Consider the following 22000-nt stretch of genomic DNA (forward strand, 5'->3'; position numbering starts at 1 on the left):
GGCGCACGGCGCCGGGCCGCAGCATCCGTCCTCCTACTCCTTCTGGTCGACCGTGATGAGCGAGCCGCCCACCGCGATTTCGCCCTCGAGCACCGGCGACACCTCTCCGAAGTCGTCGGCGTTCAGCACGATGACCGGCGTGATGAGGGGGTAGCCCGCCTTCTGGATCACCGACCGGTCGAAGGTGACGAGCGGGGTGCCGAGCTCGACGCGGTCGCCGTTCTTGACCTTGACGTCGAACCCTTCGCCCTTGAGGTTGACCGTGTCGATGCCGACGTGGATCAGCAGCTCCACGCCCCCGTCGAGCACGATGCCGAACGCATGACCCGTCGGCTGCGCCGCCGCGATCACGCCCGAACCGGGCGAGAACACGGTGTCGCCGACCGGCTCGATCGCGGCCCCCGGGCCCATGACCCCGCCCGCGAACACCGGGTCGGGCACCTCCGAGAGCGGGACGACCTTGCCCGCCAGCGGCGAGAGCACCTCGATCGACGCCTTCTCGAGCACGGCGGTCGCCGTCGGCACCGCCGCCGCGGCGGGCGCCGCCTCGGACGCGTCGATCGCACGCGGCTCGCTCGCCTCGATGAGGGCCGGAGCCACGTGCTCGGCGGCCGCCGCCGCCTCGGCCGCGTCGCGCGCCGCCTCGAACTCCGCCTGCTGCTCGGGCGTGCGGAAGTTCGACCAGATCACCAGGAACATCGACGTGAAGAACGCCAGGCCGATCGCGATCGCGTACAGCCCCGTCGGCTGGAACGCCGGGATCGTCAGCAGCGACGTGAAGACGAACGCCTGGGTGGTGACGCCGTTCTCCAGTCCCATCAGGAGGCTGCCGAGCCCGATCGTGAGACCGCCGACGAAGCAGCCGACGAGCATGCGCGGGTAGATCCGCTTGAACCGCAGATGGATGCCGTACAGCGACGGCTCCGAGATGCCACCGAGCAGGCCCGCCGCGAGCGCGCCCGTCGCCGTCTGCCGCATCTGGGTGTCGCGGTGACGCAGCGCGAGCACGAGCACGCCGGCGGTCGCGCCGAAGCACGCGAAGTTCCACGCGCCCATGGGGCCCTGGATGAAGTCGTACCCGAGCGTCTGGATGTTCAGGAGCATGATCGCGTTGATGGGCCAGTGCAGGCCGAGGGGCACCATGAACGGGTAGGCGAGCGGGATGACGATGGCGAAGATGAACGGCGAGAAGCTGTTGATCGCCGCGAGCGTCTGAGCCAGCACCGCACCGACGTACACGCCGATCGGCCCGATCACGAACGCGGTCAGCGGCATCATGATGAGCATCGCGAAGAACGGCACGAAGATGAGCTGCAGGTTGGCCGTGATGATCCTTCGCAGCAGCTTGTACAGCGGGCCGAGCACCGCCGCCATGAGCAGCGGCGGGAACACCTGCGAGCTGTAGTTCGCGATCGGCATCGGAATGCCGAAGACGGGGACGATGGCGACCTGCGCGGCCTCGATCCCGAACAGCGCCGTCGGCTCGACACCCTGGGCGAGTGACGTGAAGCCCGGGAGCATGAGCACCGCCATGATCGCGAACCCCACCCACGGATCCGCGCCGACCTTCTTCGTCGCGTTGTAGGCGACCATGAGCGGCAGAAAGACGAAGACGCTCTGCCACATCAGATTGATGAAGGCCCAGGACGGATCCAGCGTGACGCCGGGCGCGTTCCAGTCCGGAATCACGTCGAGCGTCGCCATGAGCGCCATGAACGTGATGAAGAACGAGGCGCCGAGCAGCGCCCCGAGGATCGGGCGGAACGAGTCCGACAGGAACTCGAACAGCGAGTCGATCCAGGCGACCTTCCCCCGCACGCCCTTCGCGCGCTCGCGCGCCTTGATCGAGTCGATGTCGTCGGGATCGGGTGCTGCCGCCCCGCCCCCGCCCTTCATCTCGGGCAGCGCCATGATGTCGTTGTAGACGTTCTGCACACCACCGCCGATGACGACCTGGAACCGCTCGCCCGCCTGCGGCACGGCGCCCATGACCCCGGGAATCGCCTCGACGGCCTTGCTGTCGACACCGGAGGCATCACGGAGCTGGAATCTGAGCCTTGTCGCGCAGTGCGTGAGGCTCTCGATGTTGCCGGCGCCTCCGACGGCATTGACGATGTCTGCTGCGGACGATGTAGCCATGGATCTCTCCTTCGCGAGGTGTCGTGCGCGCACCGACGACGCACTGCACCACGCCGTGCCCCGTCGAGCGCAACGCTAGCGGTCGCCTGATGGCGCGGGAAATACCCCACGCCACGACGTCGGTCACGGATGCTGCGCCCCGCCGTCGTGCGGCGTGCCGCGGCATCCGTCCGGAGTCACGCCTGCAGGCGGCCGGCCAGGCGGGTCGCGGTCATGTAGGCGATCGCCTCGATCGAGATCATCGGGTTGACGCCGGACGCCGTGGGGAAGGTGGAGGCGTCAGCGACGACGAGGTTCGGCACCTCCCACGTGGCCCCGTCGGGGTCGACCGCGCTCGTGGCCGCGGAACCGCCCATGCGCGCCGATCCCATGATGTGCAGTGCCGCCATCGAGCAGCGGCCGGGGCCGTAGCCCGCGGCCGCGCAGCGGGCGATGAAGGCGTCGAGGGGCTCGCTGGTGGAGCGGGTCCATTCGATTCCGGCCTGGTGTCCGGAGAACATGCGCAGCGCCCCGGCCGCCTCGAGGATGCGGGACGCGCCCGCCACTCCCGCCTGCACGCGTGCGGCGTCACGGGCCGACAGGAGGTAGTGCATCGTCGGCTCGCCGGACTTGTCGACTCGCACCTCGCCGGAGTCCTGGTCGCGGGTGATGACGCCGACGCTCGAGTAGCTCGCGAGGCGCTTCATCACATCGAGGTGGGACTGCGCGCCGCGCCACGACTGGAACGCGACCGACAGCCCCGGGTTGGCCGCCGCGGTCTCGTACACGGCGCCGTAGCCCGAGCCGTCGAGGTCGGCGTGCTCGGCCGAGTACCGCGCCTGCATGGCGCCCTCCCACGGGCGCACCTCTTCGTCGAACTCCGCCCACACCGCGGTCGCGGGGTGCAGGCGGAGGTGTTTTCCGATGTTCGGGTTCGTCAGGCCCGAGCGGCGCAGCAGAGCGGGCGTCTGCACGCTGCCGCCCGCCACCACGACCGCGCGGGCCCGCACCGTCACCGTGTGACCGGCGGCGGTGCGGCCCGTCACACCGGTCGCACGCCCGGCCGCGGTCTCGACCTTGCGCACGTCGACGCCCGTGTAGAGCCGCGCACCGGCGGTCTCAGCATCCGTCAGCCACGTCTTCGTGACCGACTGCTTCGCGCCGATGCGGCACCCGTAGCCGCAGCGGCCGCACTCGAGACCCGTGTCGCAGCCGACGACGTTGCGCTCGAGAGCACCGACGTGCCACCCGAGGCGGGTGAGCCCGCGCTCCATGATCCGGTCGCGCGCCGACGGCTCGCTGTACGCGCCGTTCACCCCCAGCCGCGCCCATACCGCGTCGAGGGCTGCGTCGTACTCGGGCGTCGTGAACTGCGGCACCCCGTTCGCCGCCCACTCCTCGCGCACGTGGTCGGGCGTGCGGAAGGACGTCGAGAAGTTCACGACGGTGCCTCCGCCCAGGCATTGCGCCGAAAGGATGCTGAGCTGCCCTTCGGCGGTGGCGGAGGGTCCCGGGGCGTAGAGGCGGGCGAGGCCGCCGAGTTCGCTGCCGTCGAAGTCGCGGTCGTCGTAGTACGCGCCCTTCTCGAGCACGATCACGTCGAGCCCCTGCGCCGCGAGCACGGCCGCAGCCGTGCCGCCGCCGGCCCCGGAGCCCACGACGACGACGTCGCAGTCGAGCGAGAGGTCCGACTCGGGCGTCTGCGGGTGCAGCGGCGGCGTCGATGCGTCGGGGCGAGGGCCCGGCGGACCCGGGTAGCCCATCGACGTCCACAGCGGTGAGGCGCCGTCGGCTCCGGGCGCGACGTAGTACGACAGCATCGCCGCAGACTTGAGGTTCTGGAACAGCACGCGCTTGAGGGGCACGCGCGAGTCCGACAGGGCGATGAGCGCGGCCTCGCGCCGGGCCGCCGGCAGCGTCGAGAACCGGCGCGGGCCGATGCCGAGCAGCATGCCGCCGAGCGGCGTGTCCCAGAGGGAGAGCACGCGGGCGAGGAGCTCGGCTTCCTCCTTCCGCGGGTTCGCCTCGAGCATTCCCTCGGCGATGGGCACCGCGCCCAGCCGGGTGGCCGAGGGGATGCCGTTGCCGTCGCCGGGGGCGAAGGTGTCGAAGATGGACTCGAATGTCGCCCGCTGCACTGCGGTCAACGTCATGGGTGCCTCCAGGTGCGCCGTTGCTGCGGCCAGCATGCACCACGCAGGTGCGCCGGGACAAGAGTTAAGTGAACGGAAATTCACTGGTCAGGCATGGTGTGCGGGCCAGAGGAACAAGCCTGCGTGAGAGGTTTCTCATACTCCGATCAGGCCTTTCCCCGAAAAGCGCTCTCACGTTCCGCCCAGGAAACCACCGGGAACCGTCCAGACGCGATGAGGCAGACTCGTGGACTTGTGCGTCCGACCCGAAGGCGCATAGCGCCGATCACCCGCGGCGCGAAACCCGAAGGATCGTACGTTCGCCATGCATTCAGACACCTCACACACGCCTGCCCGCCGTCCACGCCGCCGCTTCTTCGTGCCGACTGTCGCCGCCGTCGCGGCCGTCGGCGTCCTCGCCACGACGGGCCTCACGCTCGCGTCTCCAGCCCTCGCCGCCGCCGCACCGCTGGCCGCATCGACCATCGCCGCCGTCGCGGCACCCGAGAGCGCTGCGGCGAGCCTCCGCGAGATCCGCGGCGACGCCCAGGACACGCTGCTCTCCGCGCACGCCGCGCTCAGCGATGCCGCCGTCGTGACCGCCGACATCGCCGCCTCGGGCCTCGACATCGGCCTCGCCGACACCTCGATCGACACCGCCGATCTCGAGGAGGCTGCTGATCGCCTCACGAAGCTCGACGTGGTGCCGATGCTCCTGATCCCCGGCCTCGCCGCGGACGCCGCCGGCGTCACCGACAAGGTGAAGGCCCGCGTGGCCGAGCTCCGCGAGCACCTCGACGTCGCCGAGGACAAGAAGGCCGCAGAAGAGGCCGCCGCCGCCGCAGCGGCCGCCGCCGCCGCTGCCGCCGCTGAGGCGCAGCGGCAGGCCGAGGAGGCCGCCGCCGCCCTCGCCGCGGCGAACACCCCGGAGGGCGCCAAGGCGACCGCGCGTCAGATGGCCGCCTCGCAGTACGGCTGGGGCGACGGCCAGTTCTCGTGCCTCGAGTCGCTCTGGACCAAGGAGTCCAGCTGGAACTACCAGGCCTACAACTCCGGCAGCGGGGCGACCGGCATCCCGCAGTCGCTCCCCGGGAACAAGATGGCGAGCTTCGGCGCCGACTGGCAGACCAACGCCACGACGCAGATCGCCTGGGGTCTCGACTACATCCTGCGCGCCTACGGCACGCCCTGCGCCGCGTGGGGCCACTCGCAGGCGACCGACTGGTACTGATCTCCGCGATCTGGTGAACCGGATGCCGCACCCCGGCCGCAGTCGCGGAGTGCGGCATCCGCGTATTCAGTGCTCGTGGGCGCCCGGCCCATAGAGCTCCGCGACCTTCTGCGAAGTGAACCATCCGTCGTAGGTGTCGGTCTTGGGCCAGCCCTCTGGCGAGTCCTGCCACTCCTCCTGGCGTCCGTACGGGAGCACGTCGATCAGCGGGAAGGTGTGGCTCAGCTGCTCGGTGCCGCGGCCGTTCGTGTGCCACGTGCGGTAAACGGTGTCACCGTCGCGGAGGAAGACGTTGACGGCGAACCCGCCGCCCGCCGGGGCGTCCACATCGGCGCCGAACGTGCTGCCGGCGGTGGAGAACCAGTCCATGCGGTTGCCGGTGCGCTCCTTGTACTCGAGCGCCTCGTCGATCGGCCCCTGCGTCACGATCACGAAGCGGGCGTCGTACGCGTCGAGGAAGTCCAGCCGCGTGAACTGCGACGTGTAGCCGGTGCAGCCGGGGCAGTGCCACTGCTTGCCCTCGAACCACATGTGGTTGTAGACGATCAGCTGCGACTTGCCCTCGAAGACGTCGACGAGGCGCACCGGGCCGTACTCGCCCATCAGCGTGTAGTCGGGCATCTCGACCATCGGCAGCCGCCGGCGCTGCGCCGCGATCGCGTCGAGCTCGCGCGTCGCCGCCTTCTCCCGCACGCGGAGCTCCTCGAGCTCGCGGCGCCACGTCTCGGCATCGACGACGGGCGGAAGGGCGTTCTGGGTCGTGCTCTGCATCGGAACCTCCGAGTGTGCGAGTGCGTATGTTCACACTGTACACATCTGGATGCCGCGGTCAAGGGGTCGACACTGACGCCCCTGACCCCACTCCCACACTGCATTTTTATACGGGGTAGCGAAATTACTCGATGGCTCCATAGCCTGGGGAGGCAGTCAATCCACCTCGACGAATCATCTGGAGGATGATCGATGGAGATCACACGACGCACGGTCCTGACCGGCGCCGCCATCCTGGGAGCCGCCGCCGCGATCGGGGCACCGAGTCCCGCCATGGCGTCGACGGCGCCGGGAGCGCAGGGCGAGAGCGCGAACAACCCCAAGACGGTCGAACGCTGGGGCATGCACGAGATCGTCCTGCGCGGCCCCGACAAGGGAAACCCCTATGTGGACGTCACGCTCGCCGCCGTCTACCAGGCCGCGGGTCAGACGATCACGGTTCCCGGCTTCTATGACGGCGACGGCACCTTCCGCGTTCGCTTCTCGCCGCCGCGGACGGGTGAGTGGACCTGGGCCGTCGACAGCAACCAGCCGGCGCTGCGCCAGTCCGGACGCCTCACCGTGGTCGAGCCCTCGGCCGGGAACCACGGGCCCGTGCTGGTCGTTCCGAACGGATACCACTTCGTCTACGCCGACGGGTCGCCCTACCGCCAGATCGGCACGACGTCGTACTCATGGGCGCTCCAGCCCGACGAGAAGTGCGAGCTGACACTGGACACCCTCAGCAAGTCGCCGTTCAACAAGATCCGCATGCTGGTGTTCCCGAACGTGCCCGCCGAGGCGACCGACCCGTTCGTGCGCACGGGGCCGGGCCTCAAGGACTGGGACCCGACGCGCATCGATCCCGCGTACTTCCGCCGCTACGAGAGCCGCATCCAGCGGCTGCTCGAGCTCGGGATCCAGGCCGACGTCGTGCTCTATCAGCCATACGACACGGCTCGCGGGTATTCCGACATGGCGCGCGAGCACGACGAGCGCTACGTCCGCTACGTCGCCGCCCGGTTCGGCGCGTACCGAAACGTGTGGTGGTCGATGGCGAACGAGTACGACGGCATCAAGACCAAGACGCTCGACAACTGGGACCACCTGTTCCAGGTGCTGCAGGCGGCCGATCCGCACAGCCGCCTGCGGTCGATCCACAACAAGAACATCTACTACGACGCCCGGAAACCCTGGATCACGCACGCCAGCATCCAGGCCGGCGGGGCGGCGCTGGACGGCCTCCGCGCGCACTTCCACCGCCAGTTCGCGCTCAAGCCGGTGATCTTCGACGAGGTCGCGTACGAGGGCAACATCAGTGAGCGCTGGGGTCAGCTCTCCGGCGAGCAGATGACCCACCGGTTCTGGAACACGTTCGTGGGCGGCACCTACTGCGGGCACGGTGAGACCCTCAACCCCGAGCAGAAGCCCAGCATCTCGTGGCTCGGGCAGGGCGGCACGCTCAACGGCACCAGCGCGCCCCGCCTGGCGTTCCTCAAGCAGGTCATGGAGGACGGCCCGGCGCCGGGCATCAATGCGCTCCAGCCGGACTGGGACTACGACATCGCCGGCGTCGACAACCAGTACTACGTGAAGTACTTCGGCGAGGACGCGCCGACCGAGTGGGCCGCCATCCTGCCCAGCGGCGCGGGGCGGTCGTACAACGTCGACATCATCGACACCTGGAACATGACCATCACCCCGGCGGGCGTGTTCAACATGGCGAAGGTCCCTCGTGGCGCCCAGGATCCCGCGCGTCCGGCCGTCGGGCTGCCGGGCAAGCAGTGGATCGCGGTGAGGTTCACGCAGGTGTGAGAGGCAGGGTCGGACTCTCGGAAGACCCATCACGAAAACATAACGGCGAGCCCTTGCCAGCGTTATCTGGCCGTTATAGAGTGCATGCACGGTAGCTGTTTTGCTGTGGCAGCCGCCGACATGTGATTGCAGGACACTCTTGGTGCAAGGGACAAAGGGCCGGTCGGCAGCCTCTCCGACCGGCCCTTCACTTTGCCATCCTGACCAGGGATTTCATCGCTTCACGCTGCGGCCCGCGCTGCCCTTCCGCTAGGGAGCCGAGGCGTGCGCCGTGCACACCCCGGCGCAGGTCACGAAAAGATCACGACGAGCCCTTGCCAGCGTTACCTCGCCGTTATAGAGTGCTTGCACGGTAGTTGTTTTGCTGTGGCAGCTACCGGCATGTGATTGCAGGACACTCTTGGTGCAAGGGACAAGGGCCGGTCGGTAGCCTCTCCGACCGGCCCTTACTCTTGCCCTCTGCGCTAGTGGCTGACCGCCTTCTCGGCGCCGATGCCGGTGAGCGAGCGCACCTCCATCTCGGACTGCTTCTTCGGGTCCTCGGGGGTCTTGTCGAGCACGCTCACGATCCAGCCCAGCAAGAATGCCAGCGGGATCGAGACGATGCCCGGGTTCGACAGCGGGAACCACGCGAAGTCGATCGCGTCCGTCTTCAGCATCGACGTCTCGGAGCCCGAGACGACCGGCGAGAACACGATCAGGAGGATCGCCGAGGCGAGACCGCCGTACATGCTCCAGAGCGCGCCCTTGGTGGTGAACCGCTTCCAGAAGAGCGAGTACACGATGGTCGGCAGGTTCGCCGAGGCGGCGACCGCGAAGGCGAGCGCCACCAGGAACGCGACGTTCTGGCCGTTCGCGCCGATGCCGCCGATGATCGCCACGACACCGATGATGACCACCGTGCGCCGCGCCACCTTGACCTCGGCCCCCGGCTCCGGCTTGCCCTTCTTCACGACCGACGCGTAGATGTCGTGCGCGAACGACGCCGCCGCGGTGATCGTGAGGCCGGCGACGACCGCGAGGATCGTCGCGAATGCGATCGCGGAGATGAGGCCGAGCAGGAGCGGGCCGCCGAGCGAGAACGCGAGGAGCGGAGCCGCCGAGTTCGGCCCGCCCGGTGCCGCGGCGATGACCGCCGGGCCGACGAGCGCGGCCGCGCCGTAGCCGAGGACGAGCGTGAAGACGTAGAAGATGCCGATGAGCCAGATGGCCCACACCACCGACTTGCGCGCCTCCTTCGCGGTGGGCACGGTGTAGAACCGCATGAGCACGTGGGGAAGCGCCGCGGTGCCGAGCACCAGCGCGAGCCCGAGCGACAGGAAGTCGATCTTCGAGGTGTCGGACACGCCGTACTTGAGTCCGGGGTCGAGGATGGCCGGGTTCTCGGCGACGGCCACGGCCTTGTCGAGGAGCGCCGAGAAGTCGAAGCCGTTGAGCGCGAGGACCCAGACCGTCATCACACCGGCACCCGCGATGAGCAGCACCGCCTTGATGATCTGCACCCACGTGGTGCCCTTCATGCCGCCGATGAGCACGTAGAGGATCATCAGCGCGCCGACGACCGTGATGACGACCGCCTGGCCGAGCTGGTCGCCGATGCCGAGCAGCAGCGAGACCAGACCGCCTGCTCCCGCCATCTGCGCGAGCAGGTAGAAGAAGCAGACGACGAGCGTCGTCGTCGCCGCGGCGATGCGCACCGGGCGCTGCTTGAGGCGGAACGACAGCACGTCGGCCATCGTGAACTTGCCGGTGTTGCGCAACAGCTCGGCGACGAGCAGGAGCGCGACCAGCCACGCGACGAGGAAGCCGATCGAGTAGAGGAACCCGTCGTATCCCGTCATGGCGATCGCGCCGACGATGCCGAGGAACGACGCCGCCGAGAGGTAGTCGCCTGCGATGGCCGAGCCGTTCTGGCCGCCCGTGAACGAGCGTCCGGCGGCGTAGTAGTCCGCCGCGGTCTTGTTGTTCCGGCTGGCCCGGAACACGATCACCATCGTGACGGCGACGAACGCGCCGAAGATGGCGATGTTGAGCCACGGCTCGCCCGGCGACGTGGTCGCCGCCGCTTCGAAGTACCGCATCAGCGCGCCTCCCCTGCGTTCTCGAACTCGCCGGTCTCGATCTCGTCGCGGATCTCCTCCGCGAGCGGGTCGAGGCGCTTGTTGGCGTAGTGGACGTACCACGTGGTCACGGCGAAGGTCGTGACGACCTGCGCCATGCCGAGCAGCATGGCGACGTTGACGCTGCCGAACACCCGGATCGACATGAAGTCGTGGGCGTAACTCGCGAGCAGCACATAGGCGAAATACCAGGCCAGGCATGCGCCCAGCACCGGGAAGACGAAGCTCCGATGCGTGCGCCGGAGCCGTTGGAATTCGGGTGATGCTTGGACCGCGCCGTAGTCGACCTCTGCGAGGTTCGTCGTGGCGCTGGGGGCCTCGTTGCCCATGGCGTCTCTCCTTCGAGGGGGATCGGCGCGCCCGTCGGCCGCGCCGCTGCGTTGACAGTGCGACCATGCTCGTCTTCGGCCGGTCGGCCCGGGGGTCGCCGCCGCTCGTCGTCGCTGAACGGCGCCCACGGTGCGACGAACGGCGGATCGACCACGACGAACGACGGCTACGCTGGCCGCATGCCCGAGTCGATGCTGCTCGCCGCTGCCGCCGGCGTCCTCGCCGGGGCCCTCGCGGTCGGCGTCGTCATCCTGCTCCGGCGCATCGTGGTGGCATCGAAGGAGCTCGGCACCGACGTCGAACAGGCGACGTATCAGACGCTCCACCTCGCGAGCCGGGCCGCGAAGCACCTGCGCGGCGGCATGGCCGAGGGCGACGCGACGCGCGCCGGACGCCACCTCAAGGCCCTCCTCGGGTGCGAGACGCTGGCGCTCGCCGACCCGTCCGGCCATGTCACCGTCGAGGGCGACGACGCCGTGCGCGAAGTCGCCGGCCGGCTCGCCGCCGAGGCACGCACGTCGGGGCGCACCCAGATGCAGCGGCGCATCCGGATCGGAGAACGGGAGACGGATGCCGTCGCCGCACCGATCCTCGCCGGCGGTGAGCCCGCCGGGGCCATCGTCGCGTTCGCGCCGCGCGTGCGGGCCGGGCTGGTGCGCGCCACCGGAGAGGTGGCGGACTGGGTCGCGGCGCAGGTGGAGCTCGGTGAGCTGGACGCTTCGAGAGCGGCCCTCGCCGAGGCCGAGGTCCGGGCGCTCCGCGCGCAGATCAGCCCGCATTTTATTTACAACTCACTGAACGCCATCGCGTCGTTCATCAACACCGATCCGGTCAAGGCGCGCGAGCTCGTGCTCGAGTTCGCCGATTTCACGCGGTACTCGTTCCGCCGTCACGGCGATTTCACCACGGTCGCCGAAGAGCTCCGCTCGATCGACAGCTACCTGAAGCTCGAGCGCGCGCGGTTCGGCGACCGCCTGAGGGTCACGCTGCAGGTGGCGCCCGAGGTGCTGTCGACAGTGGTGCCGTTCCTGTCGATCCAGCCGCTCGTCGAGAACGCGGTCCGGCACGGGCTCGAGGGCAAGGAGGGCGGCGGGCGCATCACGATCGAAGCGTCCGATCAGGGTGCGTTCGCCGAGATCAGCGTCGAGGACGACGGCGTCGGCATCGACCCGGTCGTGCTCGAACGGGCCCTCGCCGGCGGCGCCCCCGGCGAGCACGTGGGCCTGCGCAACGTCGACGCCCGGCTCAGGCAGGTGTACGGCGACGAGCACGGCCTCGTCGTCGAGACGAACGTCGGCGCGGGCACCCTGGTGCGGATGCGCGTGCCGAAGTCGCAGCCGGGGCGGGTCGCAGCATCCGTCGGCCCCGCCCGATCGACGGCGACGCTCGAGCGCCCCGCGAACCACGAGGGAGGGCCGAACCCGTGATCTCCGTGCTCATCGCCGACGACGAGCAGCCCGCGATCGACGAGCTCGTGTTCCTGCTCGGACAGGACCCGCGGATCGGCATCATCCACCAGGCGTCGTCGGGGGCTGAGGCGATCCGCCTGCTCACGCGGGAGAGCGTCGACGCCGCGTTCCTCGACATCCACATGCCCGGACTGAGCGGTTTCGACCTCGCCCGCGCGCTGCAGCGGTTCGAGCGCCGGCCCGCCCTGGTGTTCGTGACCGCCGACGAGGAGAGCGCCCTCGAGGCGTTCGACCTCGCTGCGGTCGACTACCTCCTCAAGCCCGTGCGCACCGAGCGGCTGCACCGCTCGGTCACGCGCATCATCGAGGCGATGAAGGCGCAGGCTGCGCCGGTGACGGATGCGGCGGCCGCCGCCCAGGCGGAGCTCATCGCCGTGACGCTCGGCGGGACGACGCGCATGATCCGCCGCGACGAGGTGCGGTACGTCCAGGCTCAGGGCGATTACGCGCGGCTGCACACCGAGGAGGCCAGCTACCTCGTGCGGGTGCCGATGGCGGACCTCGAGCGGCAGTGGGCCGACGCGTTCGTGCGCATCCACCGCTCGTACCTCGTCGCGATCCCTCACCTTGCGCGGCTGCGCCTCGGCGGCGACCACCCCAGTGTGACGGTCGGCGGAGCCGAGCTGCCGGTGAGCCGGCGGTGCCTCCCGGCGCTGCGCGAGCGGCTCGAGTCCGCGACGATCCGGCCGCGCGCATGACCTCCGTGGGCGACGGTGCACCACCGGACCAGCACCCACCTGCCCCGGGCCGCGTCCGTGTGACCGCTCCCCGCGCGGGCTCCCGCGCAGCATCCGTCCGCTCCGCGGCGCCGCAGTCGGACGGCGGGCCCACGAGCGACATCGCCGGGGTGTACGTCCGCTCGCTCATCCGCTCGCAGCTGCGGCTCGGAATCGTGTTCGCACTCGGATTCGTGGTCGCGACGGCACTCTTCGTGCTCGCCGTCGCGCTGGTGCCCGAGCTCGACACGACGTTCGTGCTCGGCGTGCCGCTGTCGTGGCTGCTCCTGGGCGCCGGCGTGTACCCGCTCGCCATCACCGTCGGCGGACTCTACATGCGCGCGGCGTCGCGCAACGAGGCACGGTACCGGGCGCTCGCGGAGGACGAGTGAACGCCGCCATCGGGTACTTCGCGATCGCCGGAGTGGCGGTCGCGTCGGCGCTCATCGGCTTCTACGGCCTGCGGGTGTCCCGCACGACGAGCGACTTCTACGTCGCGAGCCGCACCGTGCGGCCATGGTGGAACGCGTCGGCGATCGGCGGCGAGTACCTGTCGGCCGCGTCGTTCCTCGGCATCGCCGGCCTCATCCTGCTCACGGGCTCCTCGGCGCTGTGGTTCCCGATCGGCTACACCGCCGGTTACCTCATGCTGCTGCTGTTCGTGGCCGCGCCGCTGCGCCGCTCCGGCGCCTACACGATCCCCGACTTCACCGAGGCGCGACTCGATTCGCTGTGGGCGCGCCGCGTCACCAGCACGCTCGTGATCGTCATCGGCTGGTTCTACATCGTGCCGCAGCTGCAGGGCGCGGCCCTCACGGTGCGGATCACGACGGGGCTGCCCGCCTGGGTGGGGTCGCTCGCCGTCGCCGTCATCGTCGCCGTGGTGGTCGCGGCCGGCGGCATGCGCTCGATCACCTTCGTGCAGGCGTTCCAGTTCTGGCTGAAGCTCACCGCGCTCGCCGTCCCGGTCGTCGCGATCCTGCTCCTGGTCGGCGACGTGCCGCCCGTCCTGCCGCCGGTCGAGGCGTTCCCGCCGAGCGCCGGGCCGGGAGACCTCGACGTCTACCGCACGGTGTCGCTCATGGTCGCGCTGCTGCTCGGCACGCTCGGACTCCCCCACGTGCTCGTGCGCTTCTACACGAACCCCGACGGGGTCGCCGCCCGCCGCACCACCGTCATCGTGCTCGTGCTGCTGTCGGTGTTCTACCTGTTCCCCACGGCGTTCGGGTTCCTGGGGCGCGCCTTCGCGCCCGACCTGGCGGCGTCGGGCGACGCCGACGCGCTCGTCCTGCTGCTCCCCGGCCGGCTCATCCCCGGGCCGCTCGGCGACGTGCTGACCGCCCTGGTCATCGCGGGGGCGTTCGCGGCGTTCCTGTCCACGTCGTCGGGCCTGGTGGTGTCGCTCGCCGGTGTGATCAGCCAGGATCTGCTCGGCGGCAGCGTGCGCGGCTTCCGCATCGCGGCGGTGCTGTCGTCGTTCGTGCCGCTGGTCGTCGCGCTGGCCACGGAGCCGGCGGGCCTGGCGGGCAGCGTGGGCCTGGTCTTCGCGTTCACCGCGTCGACCCTGTGCCCCGTGCTCCTGCTCGGCATCTGGTGGCGCGGTCTCACGGCGCGCGGCGCGATCGCCGGCATGATCACCGGCGCGGTGCTGTCGGGCGTCGCGATCCTGGGCGGCGGGCTCGTCACCGCCGGGCTCCCCGTCATGCGCCCGTTCCTCGAGCAGCCCGCGGCGTGGACCGTCCCGGTCGCGGTGGTCGTGACGGTGCTCGTCTCACGCGCGGATCGGCGCGGGATCCCGCGCGGCACGGACCGCTTCCTCACCCGGCTGCACGTGCCCGAGGCGACCGCTCCGGCCGGGCGCGAAGGCTGAGACCAGCGGTCGGCATCCGCGTCAGACGCCGCCGCCCCCGCCCCCGCCACCTCCGCCGCCGGCCGAGCCGCCTCCCGACGACCCGCCGGACGACGACGAGGACGAAGCCGACGTCGACAGGTTGGAGATCCCGGCCGAGAACGCCGCGGCGTCGAACCCGCTCGATCCCGCGTACCAGCCCGGCGAGGTGCCCGATCCGTAGAGCACGGCGAGCTCCTCGGCCCACTGCTTCTCCTGGCCGAACACGACGGCGTACGGCAGCAGCTTCTCGTACAGCTTCAGCTTCTCGCGCGGGTCGGAGACGTCGATGCGCACCCGCTCGGCGCCCTGCGGCGACTGCAGCATGCGGATGCGGTCGGCCTCGGCCCACTCGATGAACTGCTTCAGGCCGAGCAGGTGATCTCGCGCCTCGGCGCCGGCGGCGGTGAGCGGCTTGCGCGACACCATCCCCGCGACCACGAGCACGACGAGCACCGCGCCGATGATGACCAGGATCGGCACCCACGGCGTCACGTACCCCGCCAGCGCGCCGATGCCGAACAGCAGCACGAGGACCGCGGAGACGATCGCGACGACGACCGGCCACGCCCGTGCGCCCAGCGGCACCTTGCGTCGGAGCCCCCGGGCCGAGAGCTCCGCCGACGCCGCCTTCAGCACCTTCTGCGCGGTCGTCGAGAACCTCGTGTCGCTGCGGCCGAACTCGAACTCCTCGCCCGGCGTGCCCATCGGGAAGAGGCCGGGCAGCAGCATCCGTCCGTCTCCGTCGGCGAGTGACGGGTCCACGAGCACGGCCTTCAGCTTCGTGCCGCCGAACCACTTGGGCGGGCCTTCCTCGATACGGATGCTGCCCACCACCGCCTGCTCGAGCACCTCGGCGGGGATCGCCTTCGTGGTGTGGCCGAGCAGCACGGCGCTCTCGAGGGCGTCGATGCCGCGAGGCGGCGTGTACTCCGCGATGATGACGGGCCTTCCGGGCTCGTCGCGCAGGTGGCGCCGGCGTGCCACGGCCGCCAGCACGACGGCGGTGCCCAGTCCGAGCAGCGCGACCGTGCCCTGCAGCCACCCCCAGGGCGACGCGAGGTAGGCGGGGTCGAACTCCGTGAACGTGTCGGGCTCGAATCCGATCGCGATCGTCAGCGTCTGGTAGGGCCCGACGTTCGAGACCGACGCCACGACCGCCCCGTCGGCGTCGCCGATGGGGCAGGTCTGCGTCGAGCCCTGCGAGCCCACGTAGCAGGCCTGCGCGCCGGTGCGCGCGGCCTCGAGGTCGCCGGGCATGGTCACACGCGCGGTGATGCGGCCGAACGGCTGCGGCCACGCGACGCCGTTGACGTCCCAGTAGAACTCGTCGACGCCGGTGTCGGCGAAATAGCGGGTGACGTTCTCGAGGGTGTAGGTGAAGACGTAGGTCTGGCGGCCGTGCACGTAGTCGTCGGCACGCGACGTCATGATGTAGAAGCCGTCCTCCGACTCCGTCTCCTCGGCACGCGGCGCACCGTTCTCGTCGGTGATCGAGACGAGGTCCGGACGCAGCGGCGCGCCCTGGTAGCTGTCGGGGATGATGCGGCGCATGCCGCGGTTCTGGTCGATCTCGGGGAACCGCGCGATGAAGGTCTCGACGACAGTGAGCGTGCTCGTGCCGTCCTCGGCGCGGCCGAGCTGATACTCGACGTCGAGGCTCTCGAACGAGAAGTCGTCCACGTCCGCGCGAGCCGGGCTCGGGTGGACACCGGCGAGCAGCACGCCGGCGAGCACGGCGAGCACCAGCCCCACCATTCCCCAGCGACGCGTGCGCGACGACGCGACTGCAGAAGACGCCATGGGGCCAGCCTAGGGTCGGTGAGAGGCTCTAATCTTGACGCTATGACCGATCGCCGTCTCGCCATCGACGCGTGGGAGAGTCTCTTCCGCGCGCAGCACGAGGTGTTCGGCGACATCAACGACGACTTCGACGACGAGACGCTGAGTCAGGCCGAGTACGACGTGCTCCTCACCGTCACCCGCGGCACCGACCTCACCGCGCGCCTGCGCGACGTCACCGCCAACATGCTGATCAGCCAGCCGAGCGTCTCGCGCCTGGTCGACCGCATGGTCGCGCGCGGGCTGCTCACCAAGTGCGCAGACCCCGACGACGGGCGCGGCGCGCTCGTGCACGCGACGGACGCCGGGGCCTCGCTGTTCCGCCGCATCGCGAGCGCGCACGGCAAGGCCATCGCCGAGCGGATGTCGCTGCTGTCGGACGACGAGCTCTGCCAGCTGCGCGACCTCACCGCGAAGCTGCGGAACAAGCAGGCGAGCTGCTGATCTCGTTTCCCGGGGCCTGGGCTACGGCGTGCGGCGCCGGAGGGTGAGGGACGCGAGGATCAGCGCTCCCACCGCGAACGCGACCACGATCAGCAGCGGCCCGAACACCTCCCAGCCCTCGTCGCCGTCGGTGACGGCGTTGATCGTGTCGATGGCGTAGCTCAGCGGCAGGATCTTCGAGATCTGGTACAGCGCCTCTGGCATGTCCTCGCGCGGCATGAACAGGCCGCCGAGGATGATCTGCGGGAACACGATCAGCGGCATGAACTGCACCGCCTGGAACTCTGTGCGCGCGAAGGCGCTCGCGAGCAGCCCCAGCGCGGTGCCGAGGATGGCGTCGACGACCGCGACGAGGCCGAGCTGCCACAGCGGCCCGTCGACCTCGAGCCCGCACACCCACACCGCGAACGTCACGGTGATGACGGCCTGCAGCGTCGCCATGAGTCCGAACGCCAGCCCGTACCCGAGGATGAAGTCGGCCTTCGCGATCGGCGTCGTCATGAGCCGCTCGAGGGTTCCCGACCGGCGCTCGCGGAGCGTCGTGATCGACGTGATGAGGAACATCACGATGAAGGGGAACAGCGCCAGGATCGGACCCCCGAACTGGTCGAACACTCCCTCCTGGTCGCTGAACAGCCACGCGAACAGTCCGACGAGCAGGCTCGGCGCGACGAGCATGAGCACGATCGAGCGCGGGTCGTGGCTGAGCTGCCGCAGCACCCGCCCGGCCGTCGCGAGGGTCAGGACACCGTTCACGAGGCGCTCCCGTCGTGCGGGTGGTGCGCATGCTCGCCCTGTTCGCGCGCTTCACGGCGGGTGAGCGGATGCTGCGCCTCGACCTCTGCCCGAGGGTGCGCGTCGCGGTCGATGAGCGTGAGGAACGCAGCATCGGGATCCGCCGTCCCGGTGTCGGCCAAGAGGCCGTCGGGTGTCGTGTCGGCGATGATGCGACCCCCACGCATCAGCACGAGACGGTCGCAGCGCAGCGCTTCGTCCATCACATGGCTCGAGATGACGAGCGTGGCGCCCGCCCCCGACAGGCTTCGGAACACCTCCCACAGCTCGGCGCGCAGCAGCGGGTCGAGCCCGACGGTCGGCTCGTCGAGCACGAGCAGCTCGGGAACGCCGAGCATCGCGACCGCGAGCGAGACGCGGCTCTCCTGCCCGCCGCTGAGCGAGTCGATCTTCTGATCGCGCTGGTCGGCGAGACCGACCTGCTCGATCACCCGGTCGATGTCGCTGCGCGGAGCGTCGACGAGGCGAGCGAAGTACCGCAGGTTCTGCTGGATCGTGAGGTCGCCGTACACCGACGCGGCCTGCGTGTCGTACGCCACCCGCTTGCGCAGGGCGCTCGAGCCCGCGGGCTCGCCGAGCACGGTGACGGTGCCCGCCGCCACCTTCTGCACGCCCACGATCGAGCGCATCAGCGTGGTCTTGCCGCACCCCGACGGACCGAGCACCCCGGTGATCTGGCCTCGCGGGATGTCGAGATCGAGCCCCGTGAACACCTCGGTCCTGCCACGCCGGACGTGCAGACCACGCACGCTCACGGCATCCGTCCCCGCGTTGTTCGTCACGTGATGAATAGTGGCCCCGCGCCGCCCCGCCGTCCAGGGCTGGGGTCGGCGCGCCGATCGTCCGGTCGAAGAGATCGGCCCTCCCTCGCGAGCGCGCGGTGCCAGGATGGAGCATGCCCTTCGGGATCACCCGGAACGCGATGAGGCCGACGGACTCGCCGCGCGCCGATCGCGTGACGCACATCGAGCTCTTCTTCGACCTCGTGTTCGTGTTCGCACTGACGCAGCTGTCTGCGTTCCTCTACGAGAATCAGAGCCCCCTCGGGGTCTTCGAGAGCGTGATCATGGTGTGCGCGCTGTGGTGGGCGTGGGTCTCGACGACCTGGGTGACGAACTGGCTCGACCCGGTGACGCTGCCGGTCCGGGGCGCCGTCATCGGCCTCGCGTTCGTCTCGCTCGTGATGAGCGTCTCGATCGCCGAGTCGTTCGGCGAGCGGGCGTGGGCGTTCGCGATCGCCTACGTCGTCCTGCAGGTGGGGCGCACGGCGTTCATCGTGTGGGCGACCGCTCGCCACGATCCGGCCGTGTCCAGGGACTTCACCGCGGTGCTGGCGTGGACGGTCGCGAGCGCCGTCTTCTGGCTCGTCGGGGCGCTGCTGCCGCTCCCGTGGCAGCTGCCGCTGTGGACGATCGCGCTCGCGATCGAGCTCGCGGGGACGCTCCTCGCCTTCCCCGTCCCGGGCCTCGGCCGGGTGCGCCTCGACCGCTGGGATCTCTCGGGGCCTCACATCGCCGAGCGGACCTCGCTCTTCGTCCTCATCGCCCTCGGCGAGGGCATGCTCGTCACGGGCTTCATCTTCGCCGAGACCGAGTCGTCCGCGGCATCCATCGTCGCCCTCGTCAGCGCGTTCGCGACCGCCGCAGCGGCCTGGTGGATCTACTTCGACCACGGCGAGCGCGTCGGCGCCGAGGCCATCGAGACGTCCGACACACCGGGCCGGCTGGCACGGACCGCCTACACGTGGATGCACCTGCCGATCGTGGCGGGAATCGTCGTGATCAGCGTGGGCGACAAGGACGCCCTCTCGCACCCGCACGCGCACGACGTCGCCGCGGCGATCGCCGTCATCGGCGGCCCGATGCTGTTCCTCGTGGGCACGGTGCTGTTCCGCCACCTGCTCGAGCGCCGCTGGGCGCGTGCGCAGCTCGCGGGGCTGCTCGCGCTCGCGCTGCTCGCGGTCGCCGCGATGGTGCTCGACACGCTCACCCTGTCGATCGCCACGGCGCTCGTGCTCGCCGGCGTGGCCGTCGGAGAGACGGTCGGGCGCGTGCGGCGCGGAAGCCGGGCGGGGGGCTGATCGCCGTCTGCGGACGTAAGGTTGCGACATGCGCGCGACCAGGCAATCCCGGCTTCAGGTGGTGTGCGGCCCGATGTTCGCGGGCAAGTCGGAGGAGCTGCTGCGCCGCGTCCGCCGCGCGCGCATCGCCGGCCTCGAGGTCGAGGTGGTGAGCCACGCCCTCGACGACCGTCGCGGCGAAGGGCTCGTGAGCTCGCACTCGGGATTGAGCGTGCCGTCGCGGTCGGTGCCCGACGTGGCCTCCCTCGTCGCCGGGGTGCAGGGCCGCGGTCTCGACATCGTCGCCGTCGACGAGGCGCAGTTCTTCGGCACCGAGCTCGTGGCCGCGGTCGACGAGCTCGTGTCCGGCGGAGTGACCGTGGTGGTGTCTGGGCTGTGCGTCACCTTCGACGGCCGGCCGTTCGAGCCGCTGCCGGCGCTGATGGCGATGGCCGAGGACGTCCTCAAGCTCACCGCGGTGTGCGCGGTCTGCGGCGAGGACGCCGCGTTCCACCAGCGCATCGCGGCCGACACCACCGGCGACCCGCGGGTGCCGACCGCCGCACAGGTCGGCGGCATCGAGTCCTACCAGGCCCGCTGCCGCCGGCACTTCACCGGCGGACGCACCTGAGGCCGCAGCATCCGTCTCACCTCCGCCTCCCCCTCGCCTCTCAGCCCGTGCGCTGGCGTCAGCACTCGATGACGTTGACCGCGAGGCCGCCCTCGCTCGTCTCCTTGTACTTGTGCGACATGTCGATGCCGGTCTGGCGCATGGTCTCCACCACCGCGTCCAGCGAGACGTAGTGCGAGCCGTCGCCGCGCAGCGCGAGCCGCGCGGCCGTGACCGCGGTGGACGCAGCGATCGCGTTGCGCTCGATGCACGGGATCTGCACGAGGCCGCCGACCGGGTCGCACGTGAGGCCGAGGTGGTGCTCCATCGCGATCTCGGCGGCGTTCTCGATCTGCCGGTTCGTGCCGCCCATCACCGCGGTGAGGCCGCCCGCGGCCATCGCGCACGCCGATCCCACCTCCGCCTGGCACCCGCCTTCAGCGCCCGAGATCGACGCGTTGGCCTTGAACAGCGAGCCCAGCGCGGTGGCCGTGAGGAGGAAGCGACGGATGCCGCGGCGACGGTTCGCCTCGGCCACCTGCTCGTCATCCCAGCCTGCGGCCTCCTCGGCGGTCGCGGTGTGCCCGTGGTAGCCGAGCAGGGCGCTGCCGACCAGCTCGCCGTACGGCGTCACCGCGTTGCCGGCCCCGAGGCCGGAGTCCGCGAGGAAGCGCCACCAGTACATCGCGACCGCGGGCACGATGCCGGCGGCACCGTTCGTCGGCGCGGTCACGACTCTGCCGCCGGCGGCGTTCTCCTCGTTCACCGCGAGCGCGAACGCGCCCAGCCACTCCCCCGGGAGCTCTCTGCGCCCGTCGGCCTCGGCGGCCTCGAGCTGCTCGCGGATCGAGGCCGCGCGGCGCTTGACGCCCAGCATCCCGGGAAGCACGCCGCCGGCCTGCAGGCCCGCCTCGACGCATGCCGCCATCGCGTCCCAGATCGCGTCGAGCCCCTCGGCGATGTCCTCGTCGGGGCGCAGCGCCTCCTCGTTGACGCGGGCGGCCTCGGCGATCGTGATGCCGCGTTCGTCGCACACGGCGAGCAGCTCCTCGGCGCTCGAGAAGTCGAGGGGGAAGGCGTGTGCGCGCACCTGCGCCGCCTCGCCGTCGCGACGGATGAACCCGCCCCCGACGGAGTAGTAGGTCTCGCGGACGAGCAGCCCGGCATCCGCCCCCTCCACCGGCTCGGCGGCGACGGTCGTGCCCGTCTCGCGCACCCCGGTCGCGGCGAGCGCACGGGCGGGGCCGTCATCGGGTGAGGCCCATGCCTCGAGCGTCATGGCGTTCGGGTGAGCAGGCAGCCGCGTGCGCGGAGCGAACACGACGTCTCCGCGTTCGAAGGGCACCGGGTGGACCCCGGCGAGCTCGAGCGTGCGATCGTCGGGCCAGGTGCTCCACGCCGAGCGCACAGCATCCGGATCCACCGTCTCGGGTTCGAGGCCCTGCAGGCCGGCGACGACGGCGTCGGGTGTGCCGTGGCCGATGCCCGTTGCACCGAGCGAGCCGTACAGCGTGCAGGTGACGCGGCCCACGCGCGGCAGCATGCCACTCTCGCGGAGCCGGACGACGAAGTCGTGGGCGGCCCGCATGGGGCCGACCGTGTGGGAGCTCGAGGGTCCTACGCCGATGGAGAACAGCTCGAACGCCGAGACATAGGCGCTCATCGCCACCAGGCTAACCGC

At 70.5% G+C, this 22000-nt stretch carries 18 protein-coding genes; 9 read left to right on the forward strand and 9 right to left on the reverse strand.

Annotation, left to right across the window (positions count from 1 at the left end; all coding sequences use genetic code 11):
- Positions 1–33 precede the first annotated feature (33 nt).
- Positions 34–2139, reverse strand: a complete 2106-nt coding sequence (locus ACFQ7C_RS10600) for a glucose PTS transporter subunit IIA (protein WP_378900248.1) — start codon at positions 2137–2139, stop codon at positions 34–36.
- A gap of 176 nt (positions 2140–2315) precedes the next feature.
- On the reverse strand, positions 2316–4271 hold the full coding sequence (locus ACFQ7C_RS10605; protein WP_378900251.1) for a GMC family oxidoreductase N-terminal domain-containing protein: 1956 nt from the start codon (positions 4269–4271) through the stop codon (positions 2316–2318).
- 304 nt (positions 4272–4575) lie between these two features.
- On the opposite strand from ACFQ7C_RS10605, the gene ACFQ7C_RS10610 reads away from it, so the two are divergent.
- Complete coding sequence (locus tag ACFQ7C_RS10610) at positions 4576–5481, forward strand: phospholipase (protein ID WP_378900254.1); 906 nt, start codon at positions 4576–4578, stop codon at positions 5479–5481.
- Positions 5482–5547: 66 nt separating this feature from the next.
- On the opposite strand, the gene ACFQ7C_RS10615 is transcribed toward ACFQ7C_RS10610, so the two are convergent.
- Complete coding sequence (locus ACFQ7C_RS10615; protein WP_378900257.1) at positions 5548–6252, reverse strand: DUF899 domain-containing protein; 705 nt, start codon at positions 6250–6252, stop codon at positions 5548–5550.
- Between the two features lie 192 nt (positions 6253–6444).
- Here ACFQ7C_RS10615 and ACFQ7C_RS10620 point away from each other — a divergent pair, with 192 nt between their 5' ends.
- Positions 6445–8046, forward strand: a complete 1602-nt coding sequence (locus tag ACFQ7C_RS10620) for a DUF5060 domain-containing protein (protein WP_378900260.1) — start codon at positions 6445–6447, stop codon at positions 8044–8046.
- 464 nt (positions 8047–8510) lie between these two features.
- On the opposite strand, the gene ACFQ7C_RS10625 is transcribed toward ACFQ7C_RS10620, so the two are convergent.
- Both ACFQ7C_RS10625 and ACFQ7C_RS10630 read right to left on the reverse strand, forming a co-directional pair.
- Positions 8511–10127, reverse strand: coding sequence for a cation acetate symporter (locus ACFQ7C_RS10625; protein ID WP_378900263.1), 1617 nt, complete (start codon positions 10125–10127; stop codon positions 8511–8513).
- Positions 10127–10495: a DUF485 domain-containing protein gene (locus ACFQ7C_RS10630; RefSeq protein WP_378900266.1), complete on the reverse strand. Its 369-nt coding sequence runs from the start codon at positions 10493–10495 to the stop codon at positions 10127–10129. The genes ACFQ7C_RS10625 and ACFQ7C_RS10630 overlap by 1 nt, the downstream gene beginning before the upstream one ends.
- Positions 10496–10675: 180 nt before the next feature.
- Between ACFQ7C_RS10630 and ACFQ7C_RS10635 the strand changes: the two genes are divergently transcribed.
- Genes ACFQ7C_RS10635 through ACFQ7C_RS10650 form a run of 4 tightly spaced genes read left to right on the forward strand, consistent with a single transcriptional unit; the run spans position 10676 to position 14551 of the window.
- Positions 10676–11923, forward strand: coding sequence for a sensor histidine kinase (locus ACFQ7C_RS10635; RefSeq protein WP_378900269.1), 1248 nt, complete (start codon positions 10676–10678; stop codon positions 11921–11923).
- Positions 11920–12663 (forward strand): LytR/AlgR family response regulator transcription factor, encoded by a 744-nt coding sequence (locus ACFQ7C_RS10640; protein WP_378900272.1) that lies wholly within the window; start codon positions 11920–11922, stop codon positions 12661–12663. The genes ACFQ7C_RS10635 and ACFQ7C_RS10640 overlap by 4 nt, the downstream gene beginning before the upstream one ends.
- Positions 12660–13073 (forward strand): hypothetical protein, encoded by a 414-nt coding sequence (locus ACFQ7C_RS10645; protein WP_378900275.1) that lies wholly within the window; start codon positions 12660–12662, stop codon positions 13071–13073. Before ACFQ7C_RS10640 ends, ACFQ7C_RS10645 begins: the two co-directional genes overlap by 4 nt.
- Positions 13070–14551 carry a cation acetate symporter gene (locus ACFQ7C_RS10650; RefSeq protein WP_378900278.1) on the forward strand — a complete coding sequence of 494 codons (1482 nt, stop codon included), beginning with the start codon at positions 13070–13072 and terminating at the stop codon, positions 14549–14551. The genes ACFQ7C_RS10645 and ACFQ7C_RS10650 overlap by 4 nt, the downstream gene beginning before the upstream one ends.
- A gap of 21 nt (positions 14552–14572) precedes the next feature.
- Here the strand turns inward: ACFQ7C_RS10650 and ACFQ7C_RS10655 are convergent, their stop codons facing one another.
- Positions 14573–16372, reverse strand: a complete 1800-nt coding sequence (locus tag ACFQ7C_RS10655; protein WP_378900281.1) for a DUF2207 domain-containing protein — start codon at positions 16370–16372, stop codon at positions 14573–14575.
- A 42-nt stretch (positions 16373–16414) separates the two neighbouring features.
- Between ACFQ7C_RS10655 and ACFQ7C_RS10660 the strand changes: the two genes are divergently transcribed.
- Positions 16415–16855: a MarR family winged helix-turn-helix transcriptional regulator gene (locus tag ACFQ7C_RS10660; protein WP_378900284.1), complete on the forward strand. Its 441-nt coding sequence runs from the start codon at positions 16415–16417 to the stop codon at positions 16853–16855.
- Between the two features lie 21 nt (positions 16856–16876).
- On the opposite strand, the gene ACFQ7C_RS10665 is transcribed toward ACFQ7C_RS10660, so the two are convergent.
- Positions 16877–17611: an ABC transporter permease gene (locus ACFQ7C_RS10665; RefSeq protein ID WP_378900287.1), complete on the reverse strand. Its 735-nt coding sequence runs from the start codon at positions 17609–17611 to the stop codon at positions 16877–16879.
- Entirely contained in the window at positions 17608–18432 is an 825-nt protein-coding gene (locus ACFQ7C_RS10670; protein WP_378900290.1) for an ABC transporter ATP-binding protein, read from the reverse strand. Before ACFQ7C_RS10670 ends, ACFQ7C_RS10665 begins: the two co-directional genes overlap by 4 nt.
- Positions 18433–18545: 113 nt before the next feature.
- Here ACFQ7C_RS10670 and ACFQ7C_RS10675 point away from each other — a divergent pair, with 113 nt between their 5' ends.
- Both ACFQ7C_RS10675 and ACFQ7C_RS10680 read left to right on the forward strand, forming a co-directional pair.
- Complete coding sequence (locus ACFQ7C_RS10675; protein WP_378900293.1) at positions 18546–19730, forward strand: low temperature requirement protein A; 1185 nt, start codon at positions 18546–18548, stop codon at positions 19728–19730.
- Positions 19731–19758: 28 nt separating this feature from the next.
- Positions 19759–20340: a thymidine kinase gene (locus tag ACFQ7C_RS10680; RefSeq protein ID WP_378900296.1), complete on the forward strand. Its 582-nt coding sequence runs from the start codon at positions 19759–19761 to the stop codon at positions 20338–20340.
- A gap of 58 nt (positions 20341–20398) precedes the next feature.
- Here ACFQ7C_RS10680 and ACFQ7C_RS10685 read toward each other — a convergent pair whose 3' ends face one another.
- Entirely contained in the window at positions 20399–21982 is a 1584-nt protein-coding gene (locus ACFQ7C_RS10685; RefSeq protein ID WP_378900299.1) for an L-serine ammonia-lyase, iron-sulfur-dependent, subunit alpha, read from the reverse strand.
- Positions 21983–22000: the final 18 nt, after the last annotated feature.

The organism is Microbacterium sp. NPDC056569 (assembly GCF_042793475.1).
Taxonomy (GTDB): Bacteria; Actinomycetota; Actinomycetes; order Actinomycetales; family Microbacteriaceae; genus Microbacterium.

What these genes read in the sequence shown, in the direction of transcription:
- ACFQ7C_RS10600 (WP_378900248.1), bottom strand. Translation starts at nt 2,139, where the DNA reads ATGGCTACATCGTCCGCAGCAGACATCGTCAATGCCGTCGGAGGCGCC.
- ACFQ7C_RS10605 (WP_378900251.1), bottom strand. Translation starts at nt 4,271, where the DNA reads ATGACGTTGACCGCAGTGCAGCGGGCGACATTCGAGTCCATCTTCGAC.
- ACFQ7C_RS10610 (WP_378900254.1), top strand. Translation starts at nt 4,576, where the DNA reads ATGCATTCAGACACCTCACACACGCCTGCCCGCCGTCCACGCCGCCGC.
- ACFQ7C_RS10615 (WP_378900257.1), bottom strand. Translation starts at nt 6,252, where the DNA reads ATGCAGAGCACGACCCAGAACGCCCTTCCGCCCGTCGTCGATGCCGAG.
- ACFQ7C_RS10620 (WP_378900260.1), top strand. Translation starts at nt 6,445, where the DNA reads ATGGAGATCACACGACGCACGGTCCTGACCGGCGCCGCCATCCTGGGA.
- ACFQ7C_RS10625 (WP_378900263.1), bottom strand. Translation starts at nt 10,127, where the DNA reads ATGCGGTACTTCGAAGCGGCGGCGACCACGTCGCCGGGCGAGCCGTGG.
- ACFQ7C_RS10630 (WP_378900266.1), bottom strand. Translation starts at nt 10,495, where the DNA reads ATGGGCAACGAGGCCCCCAGCGCCACGACGAACCTCGCAGAGGTCGAC.
- ACFQ7C_RS10635 (WP_378900269.1), top strand. Translation starts at nt 10,676, where the DNA reads ATGCCCGAGTCGATGCTGCTCGCCGCTGCCGCCGGCGTCCTCGCCGGG.
- ACFQ7C_RS10645 (WP_378900275.1), top strand. Translation starts at nt 12,660, where the DNA reads ATGACCTCCGTGGGCGACGGTGCACCACCGGACCAGCACCCACCTGCC.
- ACFQ7C_RS10655 (WP_378900281.1), bottom strand. Translation starts at nt 16,372, where the DNA reads ATGGCGTCTTCTGCAGTCGCGTCGTCGCGCACGCGTCGCTGGGGAATG.
- ACFQ7C_RS10660 (WP_378900284.1), top strand. Translation starts at nt 16,415, where the DNA reads ATGACCGATCGCCGTCTCGCCATCGACGCGTGGGAGAGTCTCTTCCGC.
- ACFQ7C_RS10675 (WP_378900293.1), top strand. Translation starts at nt 18,546, where the DNA reads ATGCCCTTCGGGATCACCCGGAACGCGATGAGGCCGACGGACTCGCCG.
- ACFQ7C_RS10680 (WP_378900296.1), top strand. Translation starts at nt 19,759, where the DNA reads ATGCGCGCGACCAGGCAATCCCGGCTTCAGGTGGTGTGCGGCCCGATG.
- ACFQ7C_RS10685 (WP_378900299.1), bottom strand. Translation starts at nt 21,982, where the DNA reads ATGAGCGCCTATGTCTCGGCGTTCGAGCTGTTCTCCATCGGCGTAGGA.